The organism is Pseudomonas putida W15Oct28, from assembly GCF_000708715.2.
GTDB classification, from domain to species: Bacteria; Pseudomonadota; Gammaproteobacteria; order Pseudomonadales; family Pseudomonadaceae; genus Aquipseudomonas; species Aquipseudomonas putida_R.
Window position 1 is genome coordinate 103,933 of sequence record NZ_JENB01000015.1, and the last position, 18,905, is coordinate 122,837.

General features: G+C 62.9%; 22 protein-coding genes. 11 read left to right on the forward strand and 11 right to left on the reverse strand.

The annotated features are described in order from the left end of the window. Window positions 1–4: 4 nt before the first annotated feature. Together AK81_RS13070 and AK81_RS13075 are read left to right on the forward strand one after the other, a co-directional pair. Window positions 5–1,450 (forward strand): ATPase domain-containing protein, encoded by a 1,446-nt coding sequence (locus tag AK81_RS13070; RefSeq protein ID WP_043199578.1) that lies wholly within the window; start codon window positions 5–7, stop codon window positions 1,448–1,450. Window positions 1,451–1,462: 12 nt separating this feature from the next. Next, window positions 1,463–1,816 carry a response regulator gene (locus AK81_RS13075; RefSeq protein ID WP_043199580.1) on the forward strand — a complete coding sequence of 118 codons (354 nt, stop codon included), beginning with the start codon at window positions 1,463–1,465 and terminating at the stop codon, window positions 1,814–1,816. Window positions 1,817–1,858: 42 nt separating this feature from the next. On the opposite strand, the gene csrA is transcribed toward AK81_RS13075, so the two are convergent. The 8 genes from csrA to AK81_RS13110 form a co-directional block, all read right to left on the reverse strand. Then, the gene (gene csrA, locus AK81_RS13080) at window positions 1,859–2,056 is read right to left on the reverse strand and encodes a carbon storage regulator CsrA (RefSeq protein WP_004375914.1); all 198 of its coding nucleotides are present in this window, start codon (window positions 2,054–2,056) and stop codon (window positions 1,859–1,861) included. Window positions 2,057–2,309: 253 nt separating this feature from the next. Continuing rightward, entirely contained in the window at window positions 2,310–3,332 is a 1,023-nt protein-coding gene (locus AK81_RS13085; RefSeq protein WP_043199582.1) for a DNA topoisomerase IB, read from the reverse strand. A 57-nt stretch (window positions 3,333–3,389) separates the two neighbouring features. Next, entirely contained in the window at window positions 3,390–4,481 is a 1,092-nt protein-coding gene (modC, locus tag AK81_RS13090; protein ID WP_043199583.1) for a molybdenum ABC transporter ATP-binding protein, read from the reverse strand. Window position 4,482: 1 nt separating this feature from the next. Continuing rightward, on the reverse strand, window positions 4,483–5,163 hold the full coding sequence (modB, locus tag AK81_RS13095) for a molybdate ABC transporter permease subunit (protein ID WP_043199585.1): 681 nt from the start codon (window positions 5,161–5,163) through the stop codon (window positions 4,483–4,485). Further along, window positions 5,163–5,921 carry a molybdate ABC transporter substrate-binding protein gene (modA, locus tag AK81_RS13100; protein WP_043199586.1) on the reverse strand — a complete coding sequence of 253 codons (759 nt, stop codon included), beginning with the start codon at window positions 5,919–5,921 and terminating at the stop codon, window positions 5,163–5,165. The genes modB and modA overlap by 1 nt, the downstream gene beginning before the upstream one ends. A 188-nt stretch (window positions 5,922–6,109) precedes the next feature. Next, the gene (locus tag AK81_RS13105; protein ID WP_043199588.1) at window positions 6,110–7,186 is read right to left on the reverse strand and encodes an NAD(P)H-dependent flavin oxidoreductase; all 1,077 of its coding nucleotides are present in this window, start codon (window positions 7,184–7,186) and stop codon (window positions 6,110–6,112) included. A gap of 37 nt (window positions 7,187–7,223) precedes the next feature. Next, the gene (locus tag AK81_RS30250; protein WP_193393760.1) at window positions 7,224–7,394 is read right to left on the reverse strand and encodes a hypothetical protein; all 171 of its coding nucleotides are present in this window, start codon (window positions 7,392–7,394) and stop codon (window positions 7,224–7,226) included. 7 nt (window positions 7,395–7,401) lie between these two features. Continuing rightward, the gene (locus AK81_RS13110; RefSeq protein ID WP_043199590.1) at window positions 7,402–7,704 is read right to left on the reverse strand and encodes a DUF1883 domain-containing protein; all 303 of its coding nucleotides are present in this window, start codon (window positions 7,702–7,704) and stop codon (window positions 7,402–7,404) included. A gap of 158 nt (window positions 7,705–7,862) precedes the next feature. Here AK81_RS13110 and AK81_RS13115 point away from each other — a divergent pair, with 158 nt between their 5' ends. The 8 genes from AK81_RS13115 (at window position 7,863) to AK81_RS13150 (ending at window position 15,373) form a co-directional block, all read left to right on the forward strand. Beyond that, window positions 7,863–8,225, forward strand: a complete 363-nt coding sequence (locus AK81_RS13115) for a hypothetical protein (RefSeq protein WP_016498960.1) — start codon at window positions 7,863–7,865, stop codon at window positions 8,223–8,225. 77 nt (window positions 8,226–8,302) lie between these two features. After that, entirely contained in the window at window positions 8,303–8,953 is a 651-nt protein-coding gene (locus tag AK81_RS13120; protein ID WP_043199592.1) for a c-type cytochrome, read from the forward strand. Further along, window positions 8,950–9,864 carry a c-type cytochrome gene (locus AK81_RS13125; protein WP_043199594.1) on the forward strand — a complete coding sequence of 305 codons (915 nt, stop codon included), beginning with the start codon at window positions 8,950–8,952 and terminating at the stop codon, window positions 9,862–9,864. The genes AK81_RS13120 and AK81_RS13125 overlap by 4 nt, the downstream gene beginning before the upstream one ends. 297 nt (window positions 9,865–10,161) lie before the next feature. Then, entirely contained in the window at window positions 10,162–11,001 is an 840-nt protein-coding gene (gene galU / locus AK81_RS13130) for a UTP--glucose-1-phosphate uridylyltransferase GalU (protein ID WP_043199596.1), read from the forward strand. Window positions 11,002–11,098: 97 nt separating this feature from the next. Further along, window positions 11,099–12,454 carry a glutathione-disulfide reductase gene (gene gorA, locus AK81_RS13135; protein ID WP_043199598.1) on the forward strand — a complete coding sequence of 452 codons (1,356 nt, stop codon included), beginning with the start codon at window positions 11,099–11,101 and terminating at the stop codon, window positions 12,452–12,454. Window positions 12,455–12,764: 310 nt separating this feature from the next. Next, window positions 12,765–13,328 (forward strand): alkyl hydroperoxide reductase subunit C, encoded by a 564-nt coding sequence (gene ahpC, locus AK81_RS13140; RefSeq protein ID WP_004375926.1) that lies wholly within the window; start codon window positions 12,765–12,767, stop codon window positions 13,326–13,328. Between the two features lie 125 nt (window positions 13,329–13,453). Further along, the gene (gene ahpF, locus AK81_RS13145; protein ID WP_043199599.1) at window positions 13,454–15,016 is read left to right on the forward strand and encodes an alkyl hydroperoxide reductase subunit F; all 1,563 of its coding nucleotides are present in this window, start codon (window positions 13,454–13,456) and stop codon (window positions 15,014–15,016) included. Window positions 15,017–15,184: 168 nt separating this feature from the next. Further along, window positions 15,185–15,373 carry a hypothetical protein gene (locus AK81_RS13150; RefSeq protein WP_043199601.1) on the forward strand — a complete coding sequence of 63 codons (189 nt, stop codon included), beginning with the start codon at window positions 15,185–15,187 and terminating at the stop codon, window positions 15,371–15,373. 4 nt (window positions 15,374–15,377) lie between these two features. Here the strand turns inward: AK81_RS13150 and AK81_RS13155 are convergent, their stop codons facing one another. From AK81_RS13155 to nhaR, 3 genes are all read right to left on the reverse strand, one after another. Continuing rightward, complete coding sequence (locus tag AK81_RS13155) at window positions 15,378–16,025, reverse strand: YceH family protein (RefSeq protein ID WP_043199603.1); 648 nt, start codon at window positions 16,023–16,025, stop codon at window positions 15,378–15,380. A gap of 178 nt (window positions 16,026–16,203) precedes the next feature. Continuing rightward, entirely contained in the window at window positions 16,204–17,415 is a 1,212-nt protein-coding gene (sstT, locus tag AK81_RS13160; protein ID WP_043199604.1) for a serine/threonine transporter SstT, read from the reverse strand. A gap of 225 nt (window positions 17,416–17,640) precedes the next feature. Continuing rightward, window positions 17,641–18,534, reverse strand: coding sequence for a transcriptional activator NhaR (nhaR, locus tag AK81_RS13165; RefSeq protein WP_043199606.1), 894 nt, complete (start codon window positions 18,532–18,534; stop codon window positions 17,641–17,643). Between the two features lie 131 nt (window positions 18,535–18,665). Between nhaR and AK81_RS13170 the strand changes: the two genes are divergently transcribed. Continuing rightward, on the forward strand, window positions 18,666–18,905 hold the full coding sequence (locus tag AK81_RS13170; protein ID WP_019473606.1) for a hypothetical protein: 240 nt from the start codon (window positions 18,666–18,668) through the stop codon (window positions 18,903–18,905).

Here is an 18,905-nt window from a genome sequence, read left to right on the forward strand (position 1 = left end):
CATCATGGCGCAGGCACTCAGGCGGTTGGTGACAGGTATCGAAGGGCTCGATGCGCTGCTCAAGGGCGGCCTGGTAGCCGGCGCCTCCTACATCATTCAAGGCCCGCCGGGTGCCGGCAAGACCATTCTGGCCAATCAGCTGGCCTGCGGGCACGTGCGCGCGGGCGGCCGGGTGCTGGTGGCCACCTTGCTGAGCGAATCGCATGAGCGGTTGTTCCAGTACCTGTCCACCCTGGACTTTTTCGACCCGACACTGGTCGGCAATCAAATACAGTTTGTCAGTGCCTTCGACACGCTCGAGCAGGAAGGGCTGGATGCCGTGGTGCGGCTGCTGCGCCAGGAAATTGCCCGTCAGCAGGCCAGCCTGCTGATCGTCGACGGTGTGCTCAATGCCCGGGTGCGTGCCGAAACCGCGCTGGACACCAAGAAGTTTGTCTCCGAGCTGCAGGGCCATGCGGCCTTTGCCGGCTGCACCGTGCTGCTGCTCACCAGCGCCCGGCTGGACGAGGGCAGCCCGGAACACACCATGGTCGATGGGGTGATCGAGCTGGGTGAGCAGTTGGTGGGCAGCCGCGCCGTGCGCCATATCCAGTTGCGCAAGACCCGCGGCAGTGCGGCGCTGTCGGGGCGCCACGAATGCCTTATCGATGAGGCCGGCATGCATGTCTACCCGCGCCTGGAGGCGTTGTTCAGCCACCCAAGCCAGATGGGCAGCGCCACCCCGGCGCGCATCAGCAGCGGTGTGCCAACCCTGGATGAGATGCTCGACGGCGGCCTGGCCATGGGCTCGGTCACCCTGTTGATCGGGCCTTCGGGTATTGGCAAGACGTCATTGGGGCTGGCCTTTCTTGGCGCCAGCACCGTGCAGGCACCGGGGCTGCATTTCGGCTTTTACGAAACGCCCGAACGCCTGCGCGGCAAGGCTGCGTCGCTGGGTTACGATTTTGCAGCAATGGAGCGGGACGGGAGCCTGCAGTTGTGCTGGCAACCGACCACCGAGGGGCTGCTGGACCAGATCGGTGCGCGCCTGCTCGAACGTGTCGAGGCGCAAGGCAGCAAACGCGTGCTGATTGATAGCCTCGGGGCGTTCAGCCGCCTGGCTGTCGAACCGACGCGGCTCAATGCGTTTTTCCGCGCCATCGCCGGCGAACTGCGTGCGCGTGATGTGAGCGTGATGCTGACCTGGGAAATGCGCGACATCTTCGGCGCGGAAATCAGCGCCCCGGCCCCCGACCTGTCGAGCATTGTCGACAACCTGATGCTGATGCGCTTCGTCGAGCTGGATTCGCAGCTGCGGCGCATGCTGTCGATCCTCAAGGTGCGTGACAGTCACCATGACCCAGCCTTGCACGAGTTGCTGATCGGGCCGCAGGGCATGACCTTGCGCAAGGCGTTCGAAGGCGCCTGTGGTGTGCTCTCGGGAACGCCGGTGCCGCAAGGGAGCGGGTGACGGAGCGAGCCGATGAACACCATCCTGATCGTCGATGACGAATACCTGATTGCCGATATCCTCGGTTTTGCGCTGGAGGACGAAGGCTACCTGGTGGAAAAGGCGAGCAACGGCTGCAAGGCGCTGGAGGCGTTGAAGGAAAAGCGCGTTCAGCTGGTGATCACCGACTACATGATGCCCCTGCTCAACGGTGAGGAGCTGGTACGTGCCATGCGCGAAGACCCGACGCTGTGCGAGTTGCCGGTCATTCTGATGAGCGGCGCTCAGGCCAGCCAAGGATGCCCGGCCCTGTTCGCCGCAATATTCGACAAGCCGTTCGACATGGACGAGATGATCGCCAAGGTGCGTCAGTTACTGGGCACCTGAGGCTGGCGGTCGAGCGCGTCCTTGCACGCTGGGAGGGTAGGCTCAGTGTGAGTCGTCGTGCTTTTCCGGGGCTGGGCTACCGGCCTGGATGCGTTTGAAAATTTCTTCGCGATGGACCTGGACATCTTTCGGTGCATCGATCCCGATCCTCACCTGCATCCCTTTGACGCCCAGAATGGTGACTTTGATGTCATCGTTGATGACGATGCTTTCGCCAACCTTGCGGGTGAGTATCAGCATGTAGTTCTCCTTGGTGATGTAAAAGACCGCTGGGCCAGTTGCCACGGCGGCGGGAGCTTGTCCCTCTTCCTTCTCATTAAAGACGCTTTCGGCGGATAGTAATTCCCCGACAGACAAATTCTGTTGCATGTCTTCAGTTGCAGGTGCCGAAACAAACCGCCAGCGGTTTGTCGGCCAAGGTGCTCGATGGCAAGAATAGGGGGCTTGGCGGCCAATGGGAAATTTCTTCGCATCATCGGCTAAATAGACAGGCTTAATGGTCATCCTGTTCCTCAAGTGCCTGAAGAAATAACAGCAAGGCTACTTCTTCAGGACCCAGGCCTTTGCGCATACGGCGCTTCGGCAAGTTGCCCAGCCGCCCCAGGGCATAGTGCTCAAGTACCGCCGGGTGAATGTAACAGCGCCTGCATACCGCGGGTGTATTGCCCAGCCGTGTAGCCACCTCGCGAACGATGGCAGCGACCTGGCGCTTTGCCTCGGTTTCGGGCTCCCAGGCCAAGGGCCTGAGCAGGTTCAAGGCCAGGCTGCTGCCGGCCCAGGTGCGGTAGTCCTTGGCCGTGAAATCGGCGCCGGTCAGCTCCTGCAGGAACTGGTTGACCTCGCTGGAGCCGATGCTGTGGCGCTGGCCGTTTTCATCCAGGTACTGGAACAGCGCTTGGCCGGGCAGCTCCATGCAGCGCTTGAGCAGGTTGGCCAGGCGCCGGTCGGTGAGGGTGACGTCGTGCTCGACACCCCGCTTGCCGCGAAACTGGAAGCGGATGCTGCTGCCTTTGACCTGGACGTGGCGGTTGCGCAGGGTGGTCAGCCCGTAGGACTTGTTGTCGCGCAGGTAGCGCTGGTTGCCGATGCGGATCAGGGTGTGGTCCAGCAGGCTCACGACCAATGCCATGACCTTTTCCCGGTCCAGGCCTGGGCGTGCCAGGTGGGTTTCCAGTTGCGCACGCAGTTTTGGCAACGCCTGGGCGAAAGCCAGCATGCGCCCGTACTTGTGCTGGTCGCGCAGTTCGCGCCACTGCGTGTGGTAGCGGTACTGCTTGCGGCCACGGGCATCGCGCCCGGTTGCCTGCAAATGGCCCTGCGGGTCGGTGCAGATCCACACATCTGTGTACGCCGGCGGAATCACCAACGCGGCTATGCGTGCAAGGGTGGCGCTGTCGCGCACCCGCTGGCCATCAGCATTCAGGTAGATGAAGCGGTCGCGCCAGCGTCGCCGGGTCAGGCCCGGCTGGCTGTCGTCAACGTAGTGCAAGCTGCGCGGCAGGGGGCAGTCGAGCATGGCGGGCAGGCCTCGATCAGGTCACTGATCAATGGACAACGCCCGTGCGCAGGATGCTCAGCCCAGTAACGCCACCGACTTTATCTGGGCGAACAGCAGCTGGCCCGGGTGCAGGCCAAGCTGGTCTGCCGAGAAGCGCGTGATGCGCGCGAGCAAGGCATTGCCGCCGGCATCCAGGCTGACCAGCACGTGGGCCGGGTTGTCGGCCGGGCGGCTTTCACGCACCTGCACCGGCAGGCGGTTGAGGATGCTCGATGTGCTGTCGGCCGCCAGCGCCAGGCTGACGTCACGGGCCTGCACCTTGACCCGCAGGGTGCTGCCCATCACGTGGGCCGGGTGGGCGATGCGCAGCAGCGGCCCGGTGCCGCCGGGCAGGCGCAGGTCGAGCAGGTCGTAGTGCGGGTCGTGGCCGACCACCAGGCCTTCGAACACCACGCCAGCGTCCTCGCCCTGGGCCAGCGACAGGTCGAGGCGGGCCAGGGTTTCGCCGATCGGGCCGCTGGCGACCACCAGGCCTTGCTCCAGCAACACCAGGTGGTCGGCCAGCCGTGCCACTTCATCCTGGGCGTGGCTGACGTACACCAGTGGAATGTCCAGTTCGTCGTGCAGGCGCTCAAGGTAGGGCAGGATTTCGCGCTTGCGCGGCCCGTCGAGGGCCGCCAGCGGCTCGTCCATCAGCAGCAGGCGCGGGCTGCTGAGCAGGGCACGGGCAATGCCCACCCGCTGCGCCTCGCCGCCAGACAAGGTCGCGGGGCGGCGGTCCAGCAAATGGCCGATGCCCAGCAACTGGCAGGCCTGGTCGAGGCTCACCTTGCGTTCAGCCGCCGCCACGCGGCGCCAGCCGAACTCCAGGTTGCCGCGTACCGACAGGTGCGGGAACAGGCTGGCCTCCTGGAACACATAGCCCACCGGCCGCAGGTGCGGGGCCTGGAAGTAGCCGCGGGCGCTGTCTTCCCAGACTTCGCCATTGACCTCGATGTAGGCGCTGGCGGCCCGCTCCAGCCCGGCCAGGCAGCGAAGGCAGCTGGTCTTGCCGGAGCCCGAGTGGCCGAACAGCGCGCTGATGCCGCGCCCGGGCAGGTACAGGTCAACGTCCAGGGTGAAGTCGTCGCGCGCCAGGTTCAGGCGCGCCACTATCGATGCGGTCATTTCAGCTCCAGCCAGTTTTGCCGCGGCGTCCGGCGTACAGCAGAAGCAGCACCAGGAAGGAAAACACCAGCATGGCACCGGCCAGCCAGTGGGCTTGCGAATACTCCATGGCCTCGACGTGATCGAAGATTTGCACCGAAACCACGCGGGTCTTGTCGGGGATGTTGCCACCGATCATCAGCACCACGCCAAATTCACCTACGGTATGGGCGAAGCCGAGGATGCTGGCAGTGACGAAACCGGGGCGGGCCAGCGGCAGTACCACATGCACGAAGGTGTCCCATGGGCTGGCGCGCAGGGTGGCGGCGACTTCCAGCGGGCGCTGGCCGATCGCGCCAAAGGCATTCTGCAGCGGTTGCACCACGAACGGCATGGAATACACCGTCGAACCGATCACCAGGCCCGTGAAGCTGAACACTACAGTGCCCAGGCCCAGCGCCTGGGTCGCCTGGCCGAGCCAGCCGTGCGGCCCGAGGGCGATCAGCAGGTAAAAGCCGATCACCGTCGGTGGCAATACCAGCGGCAGTGCCACCACCGCACCTACCGGCCCGCGTAGCCATGAGCGCGTACGCGCCAGCCACCAGGCGATGGGTGTGCCGATAACCAGCAGGATCAGGGTGGTCAGGCTGGCCAGTTTGACGGTCAGCCAGATTGCACCCAGGTCACTGGCGTCCAGTGGCATCAGAGTTCATAGCCGTAGGACTTGATCACCGCTGCGGCCTTAGGGCCTTTCAGGTATTCCACCAGCGCCTTGGCGGCCGCATTGTCCTTGCCTTTGTTGAGGATCACCGCGTCCTGGCGGATTGGGTCGTGCAGGTTGGACGGTACGATCCAGGCCGAGCCACTGGTTACCTTGCCGTCCTTGTAGATCTGCGACAGGGCGACGAAGCCCAGTTCGGCATTGCCGGTGGAGACGAACTGGAAGGCCTGGGTGATGTTCTGGCCTTCGACGATCTTGCCTTTGGTGGCTTCGGTGAGCTTCAGCTTGCCCAGCACCTGGGTGGCGGCCAGGCCGTAAGGTGCCGCTTTCGGGTTGGCGATGGACAGGTGTTTGTATTCGTTTTTCTTCAGAACGTCGCCCTTGGCATCTACGTAGCCTTCTTTAGCCGACCACAGGGCAAGGGTGCCGATGGCGTAGGTGAAGCGTGACCCGGGGACGATTTCCTTTTCTTCTTCAAGCTTTTTCGGGGTGCTGTCGTCAGCGGCGAGGAACACTTCGAACGGTGCGCCGTTTTTGATCTGTGCGTAGAACTGCCCGGTGGCGCCGTAGGCCGCGACCAGTTTGTGGCCGGTGTCTTTTTCGAAGTCTTTGGCGATGGCCTGGATGGGGGCTGTGAAGTTGGCTGCGACCGCGACCTGGACTTCATCGGCCCAGGCAGTGTTGAAGGCGAACAGGCTGGCCAGGGCAGAGAAGGCCAGGTGGGACGGGCGGATACGCATGAAGACAGCTCCTTGGGGTTATCGTTATATCTTCAACTATATAGCGATAGGCCATTTGCCGGGAAGGGGCTGGGTGATGCATTTGCAGGCCCGGCCCTTTCGCAGCACAAGGCTGCTCCTACAGGCACCGCAACCTTTGTAGGAGCAGCCTTGTGCTGCGAAAAGGCCGAACCTGCATATGAAGATGCCTAACGATTAACCAAGGCCAGTGCCTTTTCGGCAATCTCCCGGGTCAACTCCCCAGCAGGCATATGCCGCCCCAACCGCAACGCCTGCCCCGACCACAGATTACTGAAGTCACTGTTACCCTGCGGATCGGTAATCGCCCGCAAAGGCATCAATGCCCCGCCCGCCAGCGGGAAGCGCGGTGCCAGGTCGCTCATCGGCCCCAGCTCGCGCATGATGCGGTTGTTGATGCCACGCGCCGGGCGGCCGGTAAACAGGTTGGTCAACGCCGTGTCGCTGGCGGGCGCGCTGTCCAGCGCCTGGCGGTGGGCCGGTGAAACCTTGGCCTCGGGGCAGAACAGGTAAGCCGTGCCGATCTGCACTGCCGAAGCGCCAAGTGCAAGGGCCGCTACCAGGCCACGGTGGTCGCCGATACCGCCTGCGGCAATCACCGGCACGCTGACCGCGTCCGCCACCTGCGGCACCAGGGCAAAGGTGCCAATCTGGCTGGTAATGTCGTCGCTGAGGAACATGCCCCGATGGCCGCCGGCTTCGTAACCCATGGCGATGATCGCGTCACAGCCATTACGCTCCAGCCAAACCGCTTCTTCCACCGTAGTGGCGCTGGACAGTACCTTGGCACCGCTGGCTTTCACCCGTTGCAGCAAGTCTGCCTGGGGCAGGCCGAAGTGGAAGCTCACCACCTCCGGGCGCAGTTGCTCCACCAGCTGGCAGCTTTGTTCGTCGAACGGCGCACGGTTGGACACTGGCGTGGGGGCCGTGAAATCGGCGCCCGTTTCGCTGTAGTAAGGCGCCAGGGCCTGCTTCCAGCGTGCATCGCGCTCGGCGTCGGGCGCTGGCGGCTGGTGGCAGAAGAAGTTCAGGTTCAGCGGGCGGCCCGGGCAGCCGGCGCGAAAGGCCTCGATCTCGGCACGCACCTGCTCACCGGTGAGCATGGCGCAGGGCAGGGCACCCAGCCCGCCTGCCAGGCCCACGGCAATGGCCATGGGCGAACCGCTTGCCCCCGCCATGGGTGCCTGCAGAATGGGCAGCGCGATGCCCAGCAGGTCGAGGATGCGGCGGTCTGGCCAGTGGCTCATGCGGTTCTCCTTGCGCGGGGCGAGCGGTGCGCGGGTTTTACAGGGCCTTGCTGACCTGGATATCGCTGATTTTTTCGGCGTCTTCGCCGTGGATCTTGCGCAGTGCTTCCAGGGCTTGCTCGTGGGAGGCATCGGGCATCAGCGCGAAGTCCCAGCGGCGCTGGCCGTCGAGCTTGTATTTGATGACGTACTTGATGGTCTGGGACATGGTGGCCTTATCTGAGTTTCGACGACGAACGACGGATGAACTTGATCTTGTGGGTCAGGCTTGGCTTGCGGGTGACCGAGATCGGACGAGTAGTCACGGTATCGATGGTAATGTTCCAGAAGCCGGTGCTGGGCACGGTAATTTTCGCCGGGAACTGATCAAAAGCGCCGCCGTGGTAGGTGTGACGGCCGCCGTTCTTGAAGCTGCGGAAGTTGGCGTCGTTCATCAGGCGGATATTGCAGCGCTGGGAGCATTCGATAACGACGATGTCGTCCTCGTTGAGGTGCTCGCGCTGGTGTACGAATTTCATGTGATGCTCCGCAAGGTTTGGATCTGTAAAGGCAAAAGATACCACGATGTGCCGTTACACTGGCGCGCTCGATGGCCAGGCCCCGATAAATCTGCCAATGCAGGGAGCAAAACCGCCTGGCTGCGGTCGAACGGGATTCTTGAAGGCTGAGGTGCTCTATGAAGTGGATGGTGGCGGTGGTGTCTGTGGCGGCGCTGGGCGGTTGTGTCAGCGTTTCGGAGCTGGAGCAATCGCACGAAACGCTGGATGTGATTTCTGGCAAGACCCCGCGTGAATATGCCGACTGCATCAAGCAGAAGCTGGCCGATACGCGCGACCCGCTGGTGGAAGAGCCGCGTGGCGACGGCCTGCGCCTGATCGTGCCGCAGAAAATCAGCTCGGGGGTAGGCCCGGCGGCGCTGGTGGACATCGACAAGCGTGGCAGCGGCAGCAGCATCAAGCTGCGTGAGCGGCTGAACAACTTCCCCCTGCGCCTGGGCGATGTGCGCACGGCGGCCACCCAATGCATCTCCGGGCATTGATCTGAGGCAACGGGCCTTCCTTTCTTTGCTTATATGTTTTAAGCCTAAACATATAACAAAAGAAAAGGAGATTCGTGATGACACCGTTCAGACGCGTCGTGATCGGCAGCCTGCTGATCCTGGCCTGGCCCACGGCGCAGGCCGCCGATGGCCAGAAAGTCTTCACCCAGGGTGGGGCCAACCCCGCCGCCATGGCTTGCCTCGGGTGCCATGGCCCGGACGGCAAGGGCATTGCCGCTGCCGGCTTTCCGCGCTTGGCCGGGCTACCGGCCGGTTACCTCAGCAAGCAACTGCATGACTGGCGCAACGGCAGCCGCAAGCAGCCGGTGATGGAACCGTTGGCCAAGGCCTTGACCGAGGATGAAATCAAGGCGGTGAGTGCCTACCTGGCCAGCCTGCCTGCCGACCCCGCCGGCCACCTGTGGCGCCAGCAGATTGCCGATGACCCGACCACCCGCATGGCCCTGTACGGCGACTGGAGTCGGCAGATCCCCGGCTGTGTGCAGTGCCATGGCCCTGGTGGCGGCGGGGTTGGCGAACACTTTCCGCCTTTGGCCGGCCAGCCTGCCAGTTACCTGGTGGCGCAACTCAATGCCTGGCGCGACGGCAGCCGCAGCAATGACCCCAACCAGCTGATGGTCGGCGTGGCCAAGGCCATGACCGATGACGAGATCAAGGCAGTCGCCGAGTTCTTCGCCCGCTCCGCCAGCCAGGAGGTCACGCCATGAAACCATTTATTCCAGCCTTGTTGCTGCTGGCCATGAGCAGCGCCCAGGCCGCCCCCATCGCCATGGAAGACCAGTCGCAGCTGAAGGTACCCGGCGTGCAGGCCGCCCCGCAGTTCGTGCCGCCCGCTGAAAGCGAGTTGCCCGACAATGCCTTTGGCAAGATGGTGCGCGAGGGCCACGCCTTGTTCGTCGATACCCGCCGGCTGATGCCCGAGGCCGTGGGCAACGGCATGAATTGCAGCAACTGCCACCTCGACCAGGGGCGCCTGGCGCATTCCGCGCCGATGTGGGGCGCGTACCCGATGTACCCCGCGTACCGCAAGAAGAACGACAAGGTGAATACCTACGCAGAGCGCATCCAGGGGTGCTTCCAGTTCAGCATGAACGGCAAGCCACCTGCCGCCGATAGCCCGCAGATGACGGCACTGGCGACCTATGCGTACTGGCTGTCGACCAAGGCGCCCACGGGCGTGGAGATTGCCGGGCGTGGTTACCCGGAAGTGCCGCAGCCCGAGGGCGGCTATGACTTCAAGCGCGGCCAGCAGGTGTACGGCGAGCAATGCGCGATTTGCCATGGCGACAACGGCGAAGGGCAGAAGGTGGCGGGTGATTACGTGATGCCGCCGCTGTGGGGCAAGGACTCCTACAACTGGGGCGCTGGTATGCACCGCATCAACACGGCGGCGTCGTTCATCAAGTACAACATGCCGCTGGGCAAGCCGGGCAGCCTCAGCGATCAGCAGGCCTGGGACGTTGCCGCGTGGGTCAACCGCCATGAACGGCCGCAGGACCCGCGACTGGTGGAGGGGTCCATCGAGAAGACGCGGGTGAAGTTCCATGCCAATGACGGCGTGAACCTGTATGGTCAGAAGGTAGAGGGGGTGCTGATCGGGCAGGGCGCCGGTAGCTGATGCAGCGCCTGTGCCGGCCTCTTCGCGGGCTTGCCCGCTCCCACAGGATCACCACAGTTCTGGATGCGGTACGTTACCTGTGGGAGCGGGCAAGCCCGCGAAATGGCCGGCATGGGCGCCATCTTTTTGCTGTCATCCGCCCGTCATGTATGACGGTAATATTTACGATCCCCCGGAACTATCTACACTGGGTTATCTCTATGATGGCAGCGGTGGCTATCAGGGGCATTGTAAGGTGCGTGCCGCCTGATTAGACTGCGCCGAATTCCACAGGCCTAGCCTTTGTTAAGGACGTATATGATCAAAAAATGCTTGTTCCCGGCGGCCGGCTACGGCACTCGCTTCCTGCCCGCTACCAAAGCCATGCCCAAGGAAATGCTGCCGGTGGTCAACAAGCCACTGATCCAGTATGGCGTTGAAGAAGCATTGGATGCCGGTCTGAAGGAAATCTCCATCGTTACCGGTCGCGGCAAGCGCGCCCTGGAAGACCACTTCGACATCAGCTACGAGCTGGAAAACCAGATCAAGGGCACCGACAAGGAAAAATACCTGGTGGGTATCCGTCGTCTGCTCGACGAGTGCTCGTTCTCCTACACCCGCCAGACCGAAATGAAAGGCCTGGGCCACGCTATCCTTACCGGCCGCCCGCTGATTGGCGACGAGCCGTTTGCAGTGGTGCTGGCGGACGACCTGTGCGTCAACCTTGACGGTGACGGCGTGCTGGCGCAGATGGTCAAGCTGTTCAAGCAATACCGCTGCTCGATCGTTGCGATCCAGGAAGTCGACCCGCAGGAAACCAACAAATACGGCGTCATTGCCGGCGAAGAGATCCGTGACGGTATCTTCCGTGTGGACTCGATGGTCGAGAAGCCGAAGCCTGAAGATGCGCCGTCGAACCTGGCCATCATCGGCCGTTACATCCTGACCCCGGATATCTTCGAGAAGATCGAGCAGACCGAGCCGGGCAAAGGTGGCGAGATCCAGATCACCGACGCGCTGATGAAGCAAGCGGCGGAAGGTAATGTGATCGCCTACAAATTCAAAGGCCGTCGTTTCGACTGCGGTGGTGCCGAGGGTTACATCGAGGCGACCAACTTCTGCTTCGAGAACTTCTACAAGACTGGCAAGGCTTACTGATAAGCCCTGCTGGTACGAGAGCCACCCTTCGGGGTGGCTTTTTTGTTTGCGGCGGCCAACGGCGTTATGCTGGGCGCCTGCCTAGGAGACTGAATACATGGCCTACGATTTTGATCTGTTCGTGATTGGTGCCGGGTCCGGCGGTGTGCGCGCAGCGCGCTTTGCCGCGGGCTTTGGCGCAAAAGTGGCAGTGGCCGAAAGCCGCTACCTGGGGGGTACCTGCGTCAACGTCGGCTGCGTGCCGAAAAAACTGCTGGTGTACGGCGCGCATGTCGCTGACGAACTGGAGCAGGCCGCAGGTTTCGGCTGGACCCTCGAAGAAGGGCATTTCGACTGGGGCACCCTGATTGCCAACAAGAACCGCGAGATCGAGCGCCTCAACGGCATCTACCGCAACCTGCTGGTCAACAGCGGCGTGACCCTGCTGCAGGGCCACGCGCGCATGACCGGCGCCAATGAAGTGGAAGTGGAAGGCCAGCGCTACACCGCCGAGCACATCCTCATTGCGACCGGTGGCTGGCCGCAGATCCCGGACATCCCGGGCAAGGAACTGGCCATTACCTCCAACGAAGCCTTCTACCTCAAGGACCTGCCACGCCGGGTGCTGGTCGTGGGCGGTGGTTACATCGCCGTCGAGTTCGCTGGCATCTTCCAGGGCCTGGGGGCCGACACCACGCTGCTGTACCGTGGCGACTTGTTCCTGCGCGGCTTCGATGGCTCGGTGCGCACACACCTGAAGGAAGAACTGGAAAAGCGCGGCCTCGACCTGCAGTTCAATGCCGACATCCAGCGTATCGACAAGCTTGAAGACGGCAGCCTCAAGGCCACCCTCAAGGACGGCCGCGAGCTGGTTGCAGACTGTGTGTTCTACGCCACAGGGCGGCGCCCGATGCTGGACAACCTGGGCCTGGAAAACACCGGCGTCGAGCTGGATGCGCGTGGCTACATTCGTGTTGACGAGCAGTACCAGACCACCGCGCCGTCGATCCTGGCCATTGGCGATGTGATCGGCCGTGTGCAACTGACCCCGGTGGCCCTGGCCGAAGGCATGGCCGTGGCGCGGCGCCTGTTCAAGCCCGAGCAGTACCGCCCGGTGGACTACCAGAACATCCCGACGGCGGTGTTCAGCCAGCCGCCTATCGGTACTGTTGGCCTGACCGAGGAGCAGGCGCTGGAGGCCGGGCACAAGGTGCAGGTGTTCGAAAGCCGCTTCCGCGCCATGAAGCTGACCTTGACCGACATTCAGGAAAAGACCCTGATGAAGCTGGTGGTCGATGCCGAGACCGACAAGGTGCTGGGTTGCCACATGGTTGGCCCTGACGCCGGCGAGATCATCCAGGGCCTGGGCGTTGCCCTGAAGGCCGGGGCGACCAAGCAGCAGTTCGACGAAACCATCGGCGTGCACCCGACGGCGGCCGAAGAGTTCGTGACCATGCGCACCGTCACCCGCTGAAAGCGCTTGTGGGAGCGGCCTTGCGTCGCGAAAGGGCCGCATAGCGGCCCCGGCAATCTATGCATCACCGCTGAGATCCTGGGGCCGCTTCGCAGCCCTTTCGCGACGCAAGGCCGCTCCCACAAAAGGCAGCTCCTCTTACAGCCACACAGTTCGCAATCCTTTGCTCAGCTTAATCCCTTCTATTAATTAACTCCGGTTATAGCCAAAACCAATCACGAGCATGAGCTTTACCAATGAGCCTTCAGCGGGATGATTAGTTAGGATTCTATCCATCAACTGATTCCAACCCCATGAAGGAGCGTCTCTCATGCCAATCATCAACAGCCAAGTCAAACCGTTCAACGCCACCGCCTACCACAAGGGCGAGTTCGTCCAGGTCAGCGAAGCCGACCTGAAAGGCAAGTGGTCTGTCGTGTTCTTCTACCCGGCTGACTTCACCTTCGTCTGCCCGACCGAGCTGGGTGACCTTGCCGATAACTACGCCGAGTTCCAGAAACTGGGTGTGGAAATCTACGGCGTGTCCACCGACACCCACTTCACCCACAAAGCCTGGCACGACACCTCGGACACCATCGGCAAGATCCAATACCCGCTGATCGGTGATCCGACCCACGTCATTTCGCGCAACTTCGACGTGCTGATCGAAGAAGCCGGCCTGGCCGATCGCGGTACCTTCGTGATCAACCCAGAAGGCCAGATCAAGATCGTCGAACTGAACGACGGTGGTGTAGGCCGCGATGCTGCCGAACTGCTGCGCAAGGTGAAGGCTGCCCAGTACGTGGCTGCTCACCCAGGCGAAGTGTGCCCGGCCAAGTGGAAAGAAGGCGAAGCCACTCTGGCGCCATCGCTGGACCTGGTTGGCAAGATCTAAGACTGTGAGCCAGTCGCGGGCGGTACTCAGCCGCCAAAGCTGAAGTTGTTACCGCCCCGTCAAACGCCCGGGCGACATCGCCTGGGCGTTTTTGTATCCGAGTTTTGAAAAAAGGAATCGCCCGTATGTTGGACGCCACGCTTAAATCGCAACTGAAAACCTACCTGGAGCGGGTCACCCAGCCGATCGAGATCGTAGCCTCCCTCGACGACGGCGCGAAGTCCCGCGAATTGCACGACCTGCTGGCGGAAATTGCCGGTTTGTCGAACCTCATTACCTTCAGCGCGGACGGTACCGATGCCCGTCGCCCGTCGTTCTCGCTGAACCGCCCGGGTAGCGACATCAGCCTGCGCTTCGCCGGCATCCCCATGGGCCACGAATTCACCTCGCTGGTGTTGGCGCTGCTGCAAGTCGGCGGCCACCCGTCCAAGGCCAGTGCCGAAGTGATCGAGCAAATCCAGGCGCTGGAAGGCGAGTTCACCTTCGAAACCTACTTCTCGCTGTCGTGCCAGAACTGCCCGGACGTGGTCCAGGCGCTGAACCTGATGGCGGTGCTCAACCCCAATGTGCGCCATGTGGCCATTGACGGTGCGCTGTTCCAGGACGAAGTGGAATCGCGCAAGATCATGGCGGTGCCAAGCGTCTACCTGAACGGCGAAGTGTTCGGCCAGGGCCGCATGGGCCTGGAAGAAATCCTCGGCAAGATCGACACCAATGCCGGCGCTCGCCAGGCCGAGAAGATCAACGCCAAGGACGCTTTCGATGTACTGGTAGTCGGCGGTGGCCCAGCCGGCGCAGCAGCGGCCATCTACGCCGCACGTAAAGGCATCCGCACCGGTGTTGCCGCCGAGCGTTTCGGCGGCCAGGTGCTCGATACCCTGGCCATCGAAAACTTCATCTCGGTGCAGGAAACCGAAGGGCCGAAACTGGCCACGGCACTGGAGGAACACGTCAAGCAATACGACGTGGACATCATGAACCTGCAACGCGGCGAAGCGCTGATTCCGGCCACCGATGGCGGCCTGCATGAAGTACGCCTGGCCGGCGGTGCGTCGCTCAAGGCCAAGACCGTAATCCTGGCCACCGGTGCCCGCTGGCGCGAAATGAACGTGCCGGGCGAGCAGGAATACCGCGGCCGCGGAGTGGCCTACTGCCCGCACTGTGACGGCCCGCTGTTCAAGGGCAAACGCGTGGCGGTGATCGGCGGCGGCAACTCGGGCGTGGAAGCGGCCATCGACTTGGCCGGTATCGTCGCCCAGGTGACGCTGATCGAATTCGACAGCCAGCTGCGTGCCGATGCAGTGTTGCAACGCAAGCTGCACAGCCTGCCGAACGTTAAAGTGATCACCAGCGCGCTGACCACCGAAGTGCTGGGCAATGGCGAGAAAGTGACCGGCCTGCGTTACAAGGACCGCACCACGGATGAACAACACGACGTGGCGCTGGAAGGCATCTTCGTGCAGATCGGCCTGCTGCCGAACACTGATTGGCTGAAGGGCACCGTCGAGTTGTCGCCGCGTGGCGAGATCATCGTCGATGCCAAGGGCCAGACCAGCATCCCGGGTGTGTTTGCCGCCGGTGACGTGACTACCGTGCCGTACAAGCAGATCGTGATTGCGGTGGGTGAGGGGGCCAAGGCTTCGCTGGCGGCCTTCGACCACTTGATCCGTACTTCGGCGCCGGCGTAAGCCTGTACCGGCCTCTTCGCGGGCAAGCCCGCTCCCACAAGTACCGCACAAGTCTTGAGCATTGTGTAGGCCACTGTGGGAGCGGGCTTGCCCGCGAAAGGGCCGGAACTGACAAAGCTGTACTTGAAGGTGACTATGCTTACTGCATACCCTTCAGGAATCACATCCATGACCCTGATCAGCCGCGAACCCTGGTGGCTAGTCCCCCCCAAGCCCGGGCAGAAAGAGCAGGACCTGCACTGGGGCTACCTGGAAATCTACGCCGACGGCCGCACCGTGTTCGTCGACCAGCGCCCCAGTGACCGGGAGCTGGCCGAACGCAAGAGCTGCCGCAACTTCCCCGACCGCGAGCCGTGACGGCTTAGCCTTCCAGCTCGGCCAGGCGCGCCTCCAGCGCCGCAATGCGGGCTTCGAGGGCTTCGATGCGGTCTTCCGAGACACTGCCGCCACTGCTGCGCGCGCCCCCTTCCTGCTGGCGTGCAGCAAGAATTACCTCGATTTCAGCCGGGTCGCCCAGGGCGTGGGTGTAGCGGTCTTCACGCTGGCCGGCCTGGCGTGGCAGGTGCACGGCCAGATCGCGCGAAATCAGGCGCTCCAGCTGGTGCTGGATCTGATCGGTGTCGTCGAAGTCGTGCAGGCGGTTGCTGCGGGTCAGCAGTTCGTTGAGGGTTTGCGGGCCGCGCAGGAACATCAGGCCCATCAGTATCAGCTGGGCTGGCACCAGCTCCAGTGCCTTGTCCACCCGTTGTTCCCAGCGGTCGGCACGGCTGCCCATCTGCAGGCGGGTCATGTCCTGGCCCTCAAGGGCGCGCAAGGCCTGGCCGACCTGGCCCTGAGTAAGGGTCATCACCGGCTCGCGACTGGTCTTCTGGTTGCAGGCCAGGACCAGGGCATTAAGGGTCAGCGGGTAGCTTTCCGGGCTGGTGGCCTGCTTTTCGATCAGCGAACCGAGAATGCGGATCTCAACGCTGTTGAAGCGGCCAACACCGGCGGTTTCGTGTTCTGACATGGCCCTGTCTCATTACTGGGGAAAGGCCACTAGCCTAGGTAATGCGCCTGGCTTAAGCAATCACTGGCATCATCGCCGGCAAGCCAGCTCCCACAGGTACAGCGCAAGCCGACAGGTCTGTGCGGTCCTTGTGGGAGCTGGCTCGCCTGCGATGGGCCGCAAAGCGGCCCCTTGGTCCTCAAGCGTTACGCCGCTCTTCGGCCTGGCAAGCCGCCGCAGTGAACAATACATCGGTCGATGAATTCAGCGCTGTCTCGGCCGAATCCTGCAACACGCCGATGATGAAGCCCACCGCCACCACCTGCATGGCAATTTCACTGGGGATGCCAAACAGGCTGCACGCCAGCGGAATCAGCAGCAGCGAGCCCCCGGCCACGCCCGAGGCGCCACAGGCGCACACTGCCGCCACCACGCTGAGCAGCACGGCCGTTGGCAGGTCCACCGGGATACCCAGGGTATGCACCGCGGCCAGGGTCAGCACAGTAATGGTGATCGCTGCACCGGCCATGTTGATGGTTGCGCCCAGCGGGATCGACACCGAGTAGGTGTCTTCATGCAGGCCAAGGCGCTCCGACAGGGCCAGGTTGACCGGGATGTTGGCCGCCGAGCTGCGGGTGAAGAACGCGGTAATGCCGCTTTCGCGCAGGCACAGCAGGGTCAGCGGGTAAGGGTTGCGGCGGATTTTCCAGAACACGATCAGCGGGTTCATCACCAGCGCCACGAACAGCATGCAGCCGATCAGCACAGCCAGCAGGTGCAGGTAGCCGAGCAGGGCCTGCAGGCCCGACTGGGCCAGGGTGGAGCTGACCAGGCCAAAGATGCCCAGCGGAGCGAAGCGGATGACCACGCGCACGATCAAGGTCACGCCATTGGACAGATCGTCGACCACGGTACGCGTGGTTTCGCCAGCATGGCGCAGGGCCACGCCCAGGCCGATGGCCCAGGTCAGCACGCCGATGAAGTTGGCGTTGAGCAGGGCGTTGACCGGGTTGTCGACCGCGCTCAGCAGCAGGTTCTGCATCACCTCGGTGATGCCGCCCGGCGCGCTTAGCGTTGCCTCACCCGTGCTGAGCACCAGATTGGAAGGGAACAGCATGCTGGCAACTACAGCCACCGCCGCCGCGGCGAAGGTGCCCAGCAGGTACAGCCAGAGGATCGGCCGAATATGGGTTTCCTGGCCGTGGCGGTGGTTGGCGATCGAGGCCATGACCAGGACAAACACCAGCACGGGCGCCACGGCTTTCAGGGCGCTGACGAACACCTTGCCAAGAAAGGCCAGGTCGCGGGCGATGGCGGGCGCGAGCAGGGCAAGGGCGATGCCGGCGAGCAGGCCGATGACGATCTGTGTCACCAGGCTGGTGCGGTTGAGGAGGCGCAGGAGGGGTGTCATGTGCAGCGGTATCTCGGAATCTGGAAAGGGCGGACTTTACCATAGAGGCTTGTAGGGCATGTCTGGGCTTGTGCGGACAGGCTGATGCAATACTTGTAGGAGCAGCCTTGTGCTGCGAAGAGGCCATTACTGCCACCCCTTTGCTCTAGCCATACCGGCCCTTTCGCAGCACAAGGCTGCTCCTACAGGTTCGGTGCATGGCTTGAGCCAATCAGGCTTCGATGGCTACCAGTGAAACAACTCCCGTCGCGCCCCTTCGGTAATCGCCACGATCCCCGGGTGCTTGACCTTGCGTTCCACCGAAATGGCATAGAACGACTCGTGCACCGCCTCGGTCTGGCCGATCAGCGTCACGCCATACTGGCGGCACACTTCTTCGGCGATCACGCTGGGGGCGACGAAAATGCCGCTGCCCGACTGGCCGAACGCCTGCATCAGGGCACTGTCATCGAATTCGCCCACAATGCGCGGCTGTACCTGTTGCTCACCCAGCCACCGCAACAGGCGGCTGCGCACCACGGTTTCCTGGCCGGGAACCAGCAGCGGAGCATCCTGCAGGCAGGCCGGGAAGGGGCCCTCCAGGCGCTGTGCCAGGGCCGGCGTGGCGAAGAAGCTCAGCCCGCACTCACCCAGCTTCTGGCTATAGCCTTTGATGTCCAGGTTGCCGGGCATGGGGCTGTCGGAAATCACCAGGTCCAGGCGCTGGATGGCCAGGTCTGCCAGTAACCGCTCAAGTTTGTCTTCGCGGCAGTTGATGCGCAGCACCTCATCCAGCTCCATGGTCGGTGCCAGCAGGCGGTAGACGATGGATTTGGGCACCACGTCGGCCACCCCCACGCGGAACAGGATCTGCTCCTGCGGGCCTGCGCGCAGCATGGCTTCCAGCTCGCCGCCAATCTGGAACATCTGCTCTGCATACACCAGCGCCTGGCGGCCGGTCTCGGTCAGTTCCAGCTGCCGGCCGGCGCGCTGGAACAATTCAAGGCCGTAGGTTTGCTCAAACAGGCTAATCTGCCCGCTGATGGTCTGCGGTGTAAGGTTCAGTTGTTCGCTGGCGCGGGTGATGCTGCCCGTCTTGGCCACGGCCCAGAAGTAATGCAGCTGGCGATAGTTGAGCACCGTCGGTCGTCCCGATTCGTAAAAACCGAAGTATACGCCATGAAAATACGAATTTTCCTGAACTATCGGCGTCTCTAGAATGCACCGCATCAGGCGCCATGCGCCGACGGGATATTTCAAGCGAGGACACCATGCTGCAACTCAAATCCATCGGTACCCCATTGGTGCTGGCGTTGGCCCTGTTCACCCTGGCAGGTTGCGATCAGGCCGAGAAATCTGCCCAGCAGATGCTCGACCAGGCCGCACAGTCGGCCAAGCAGGCGATTGACGACACCAACAAGGCCGCCCAGCAGGCCTTGAACGAGGCCATCGGCGGCGAAGGGCAAAAGCCTGAGGATGCCGACAAGAAAAAAGACACCCAGGAAATCTGA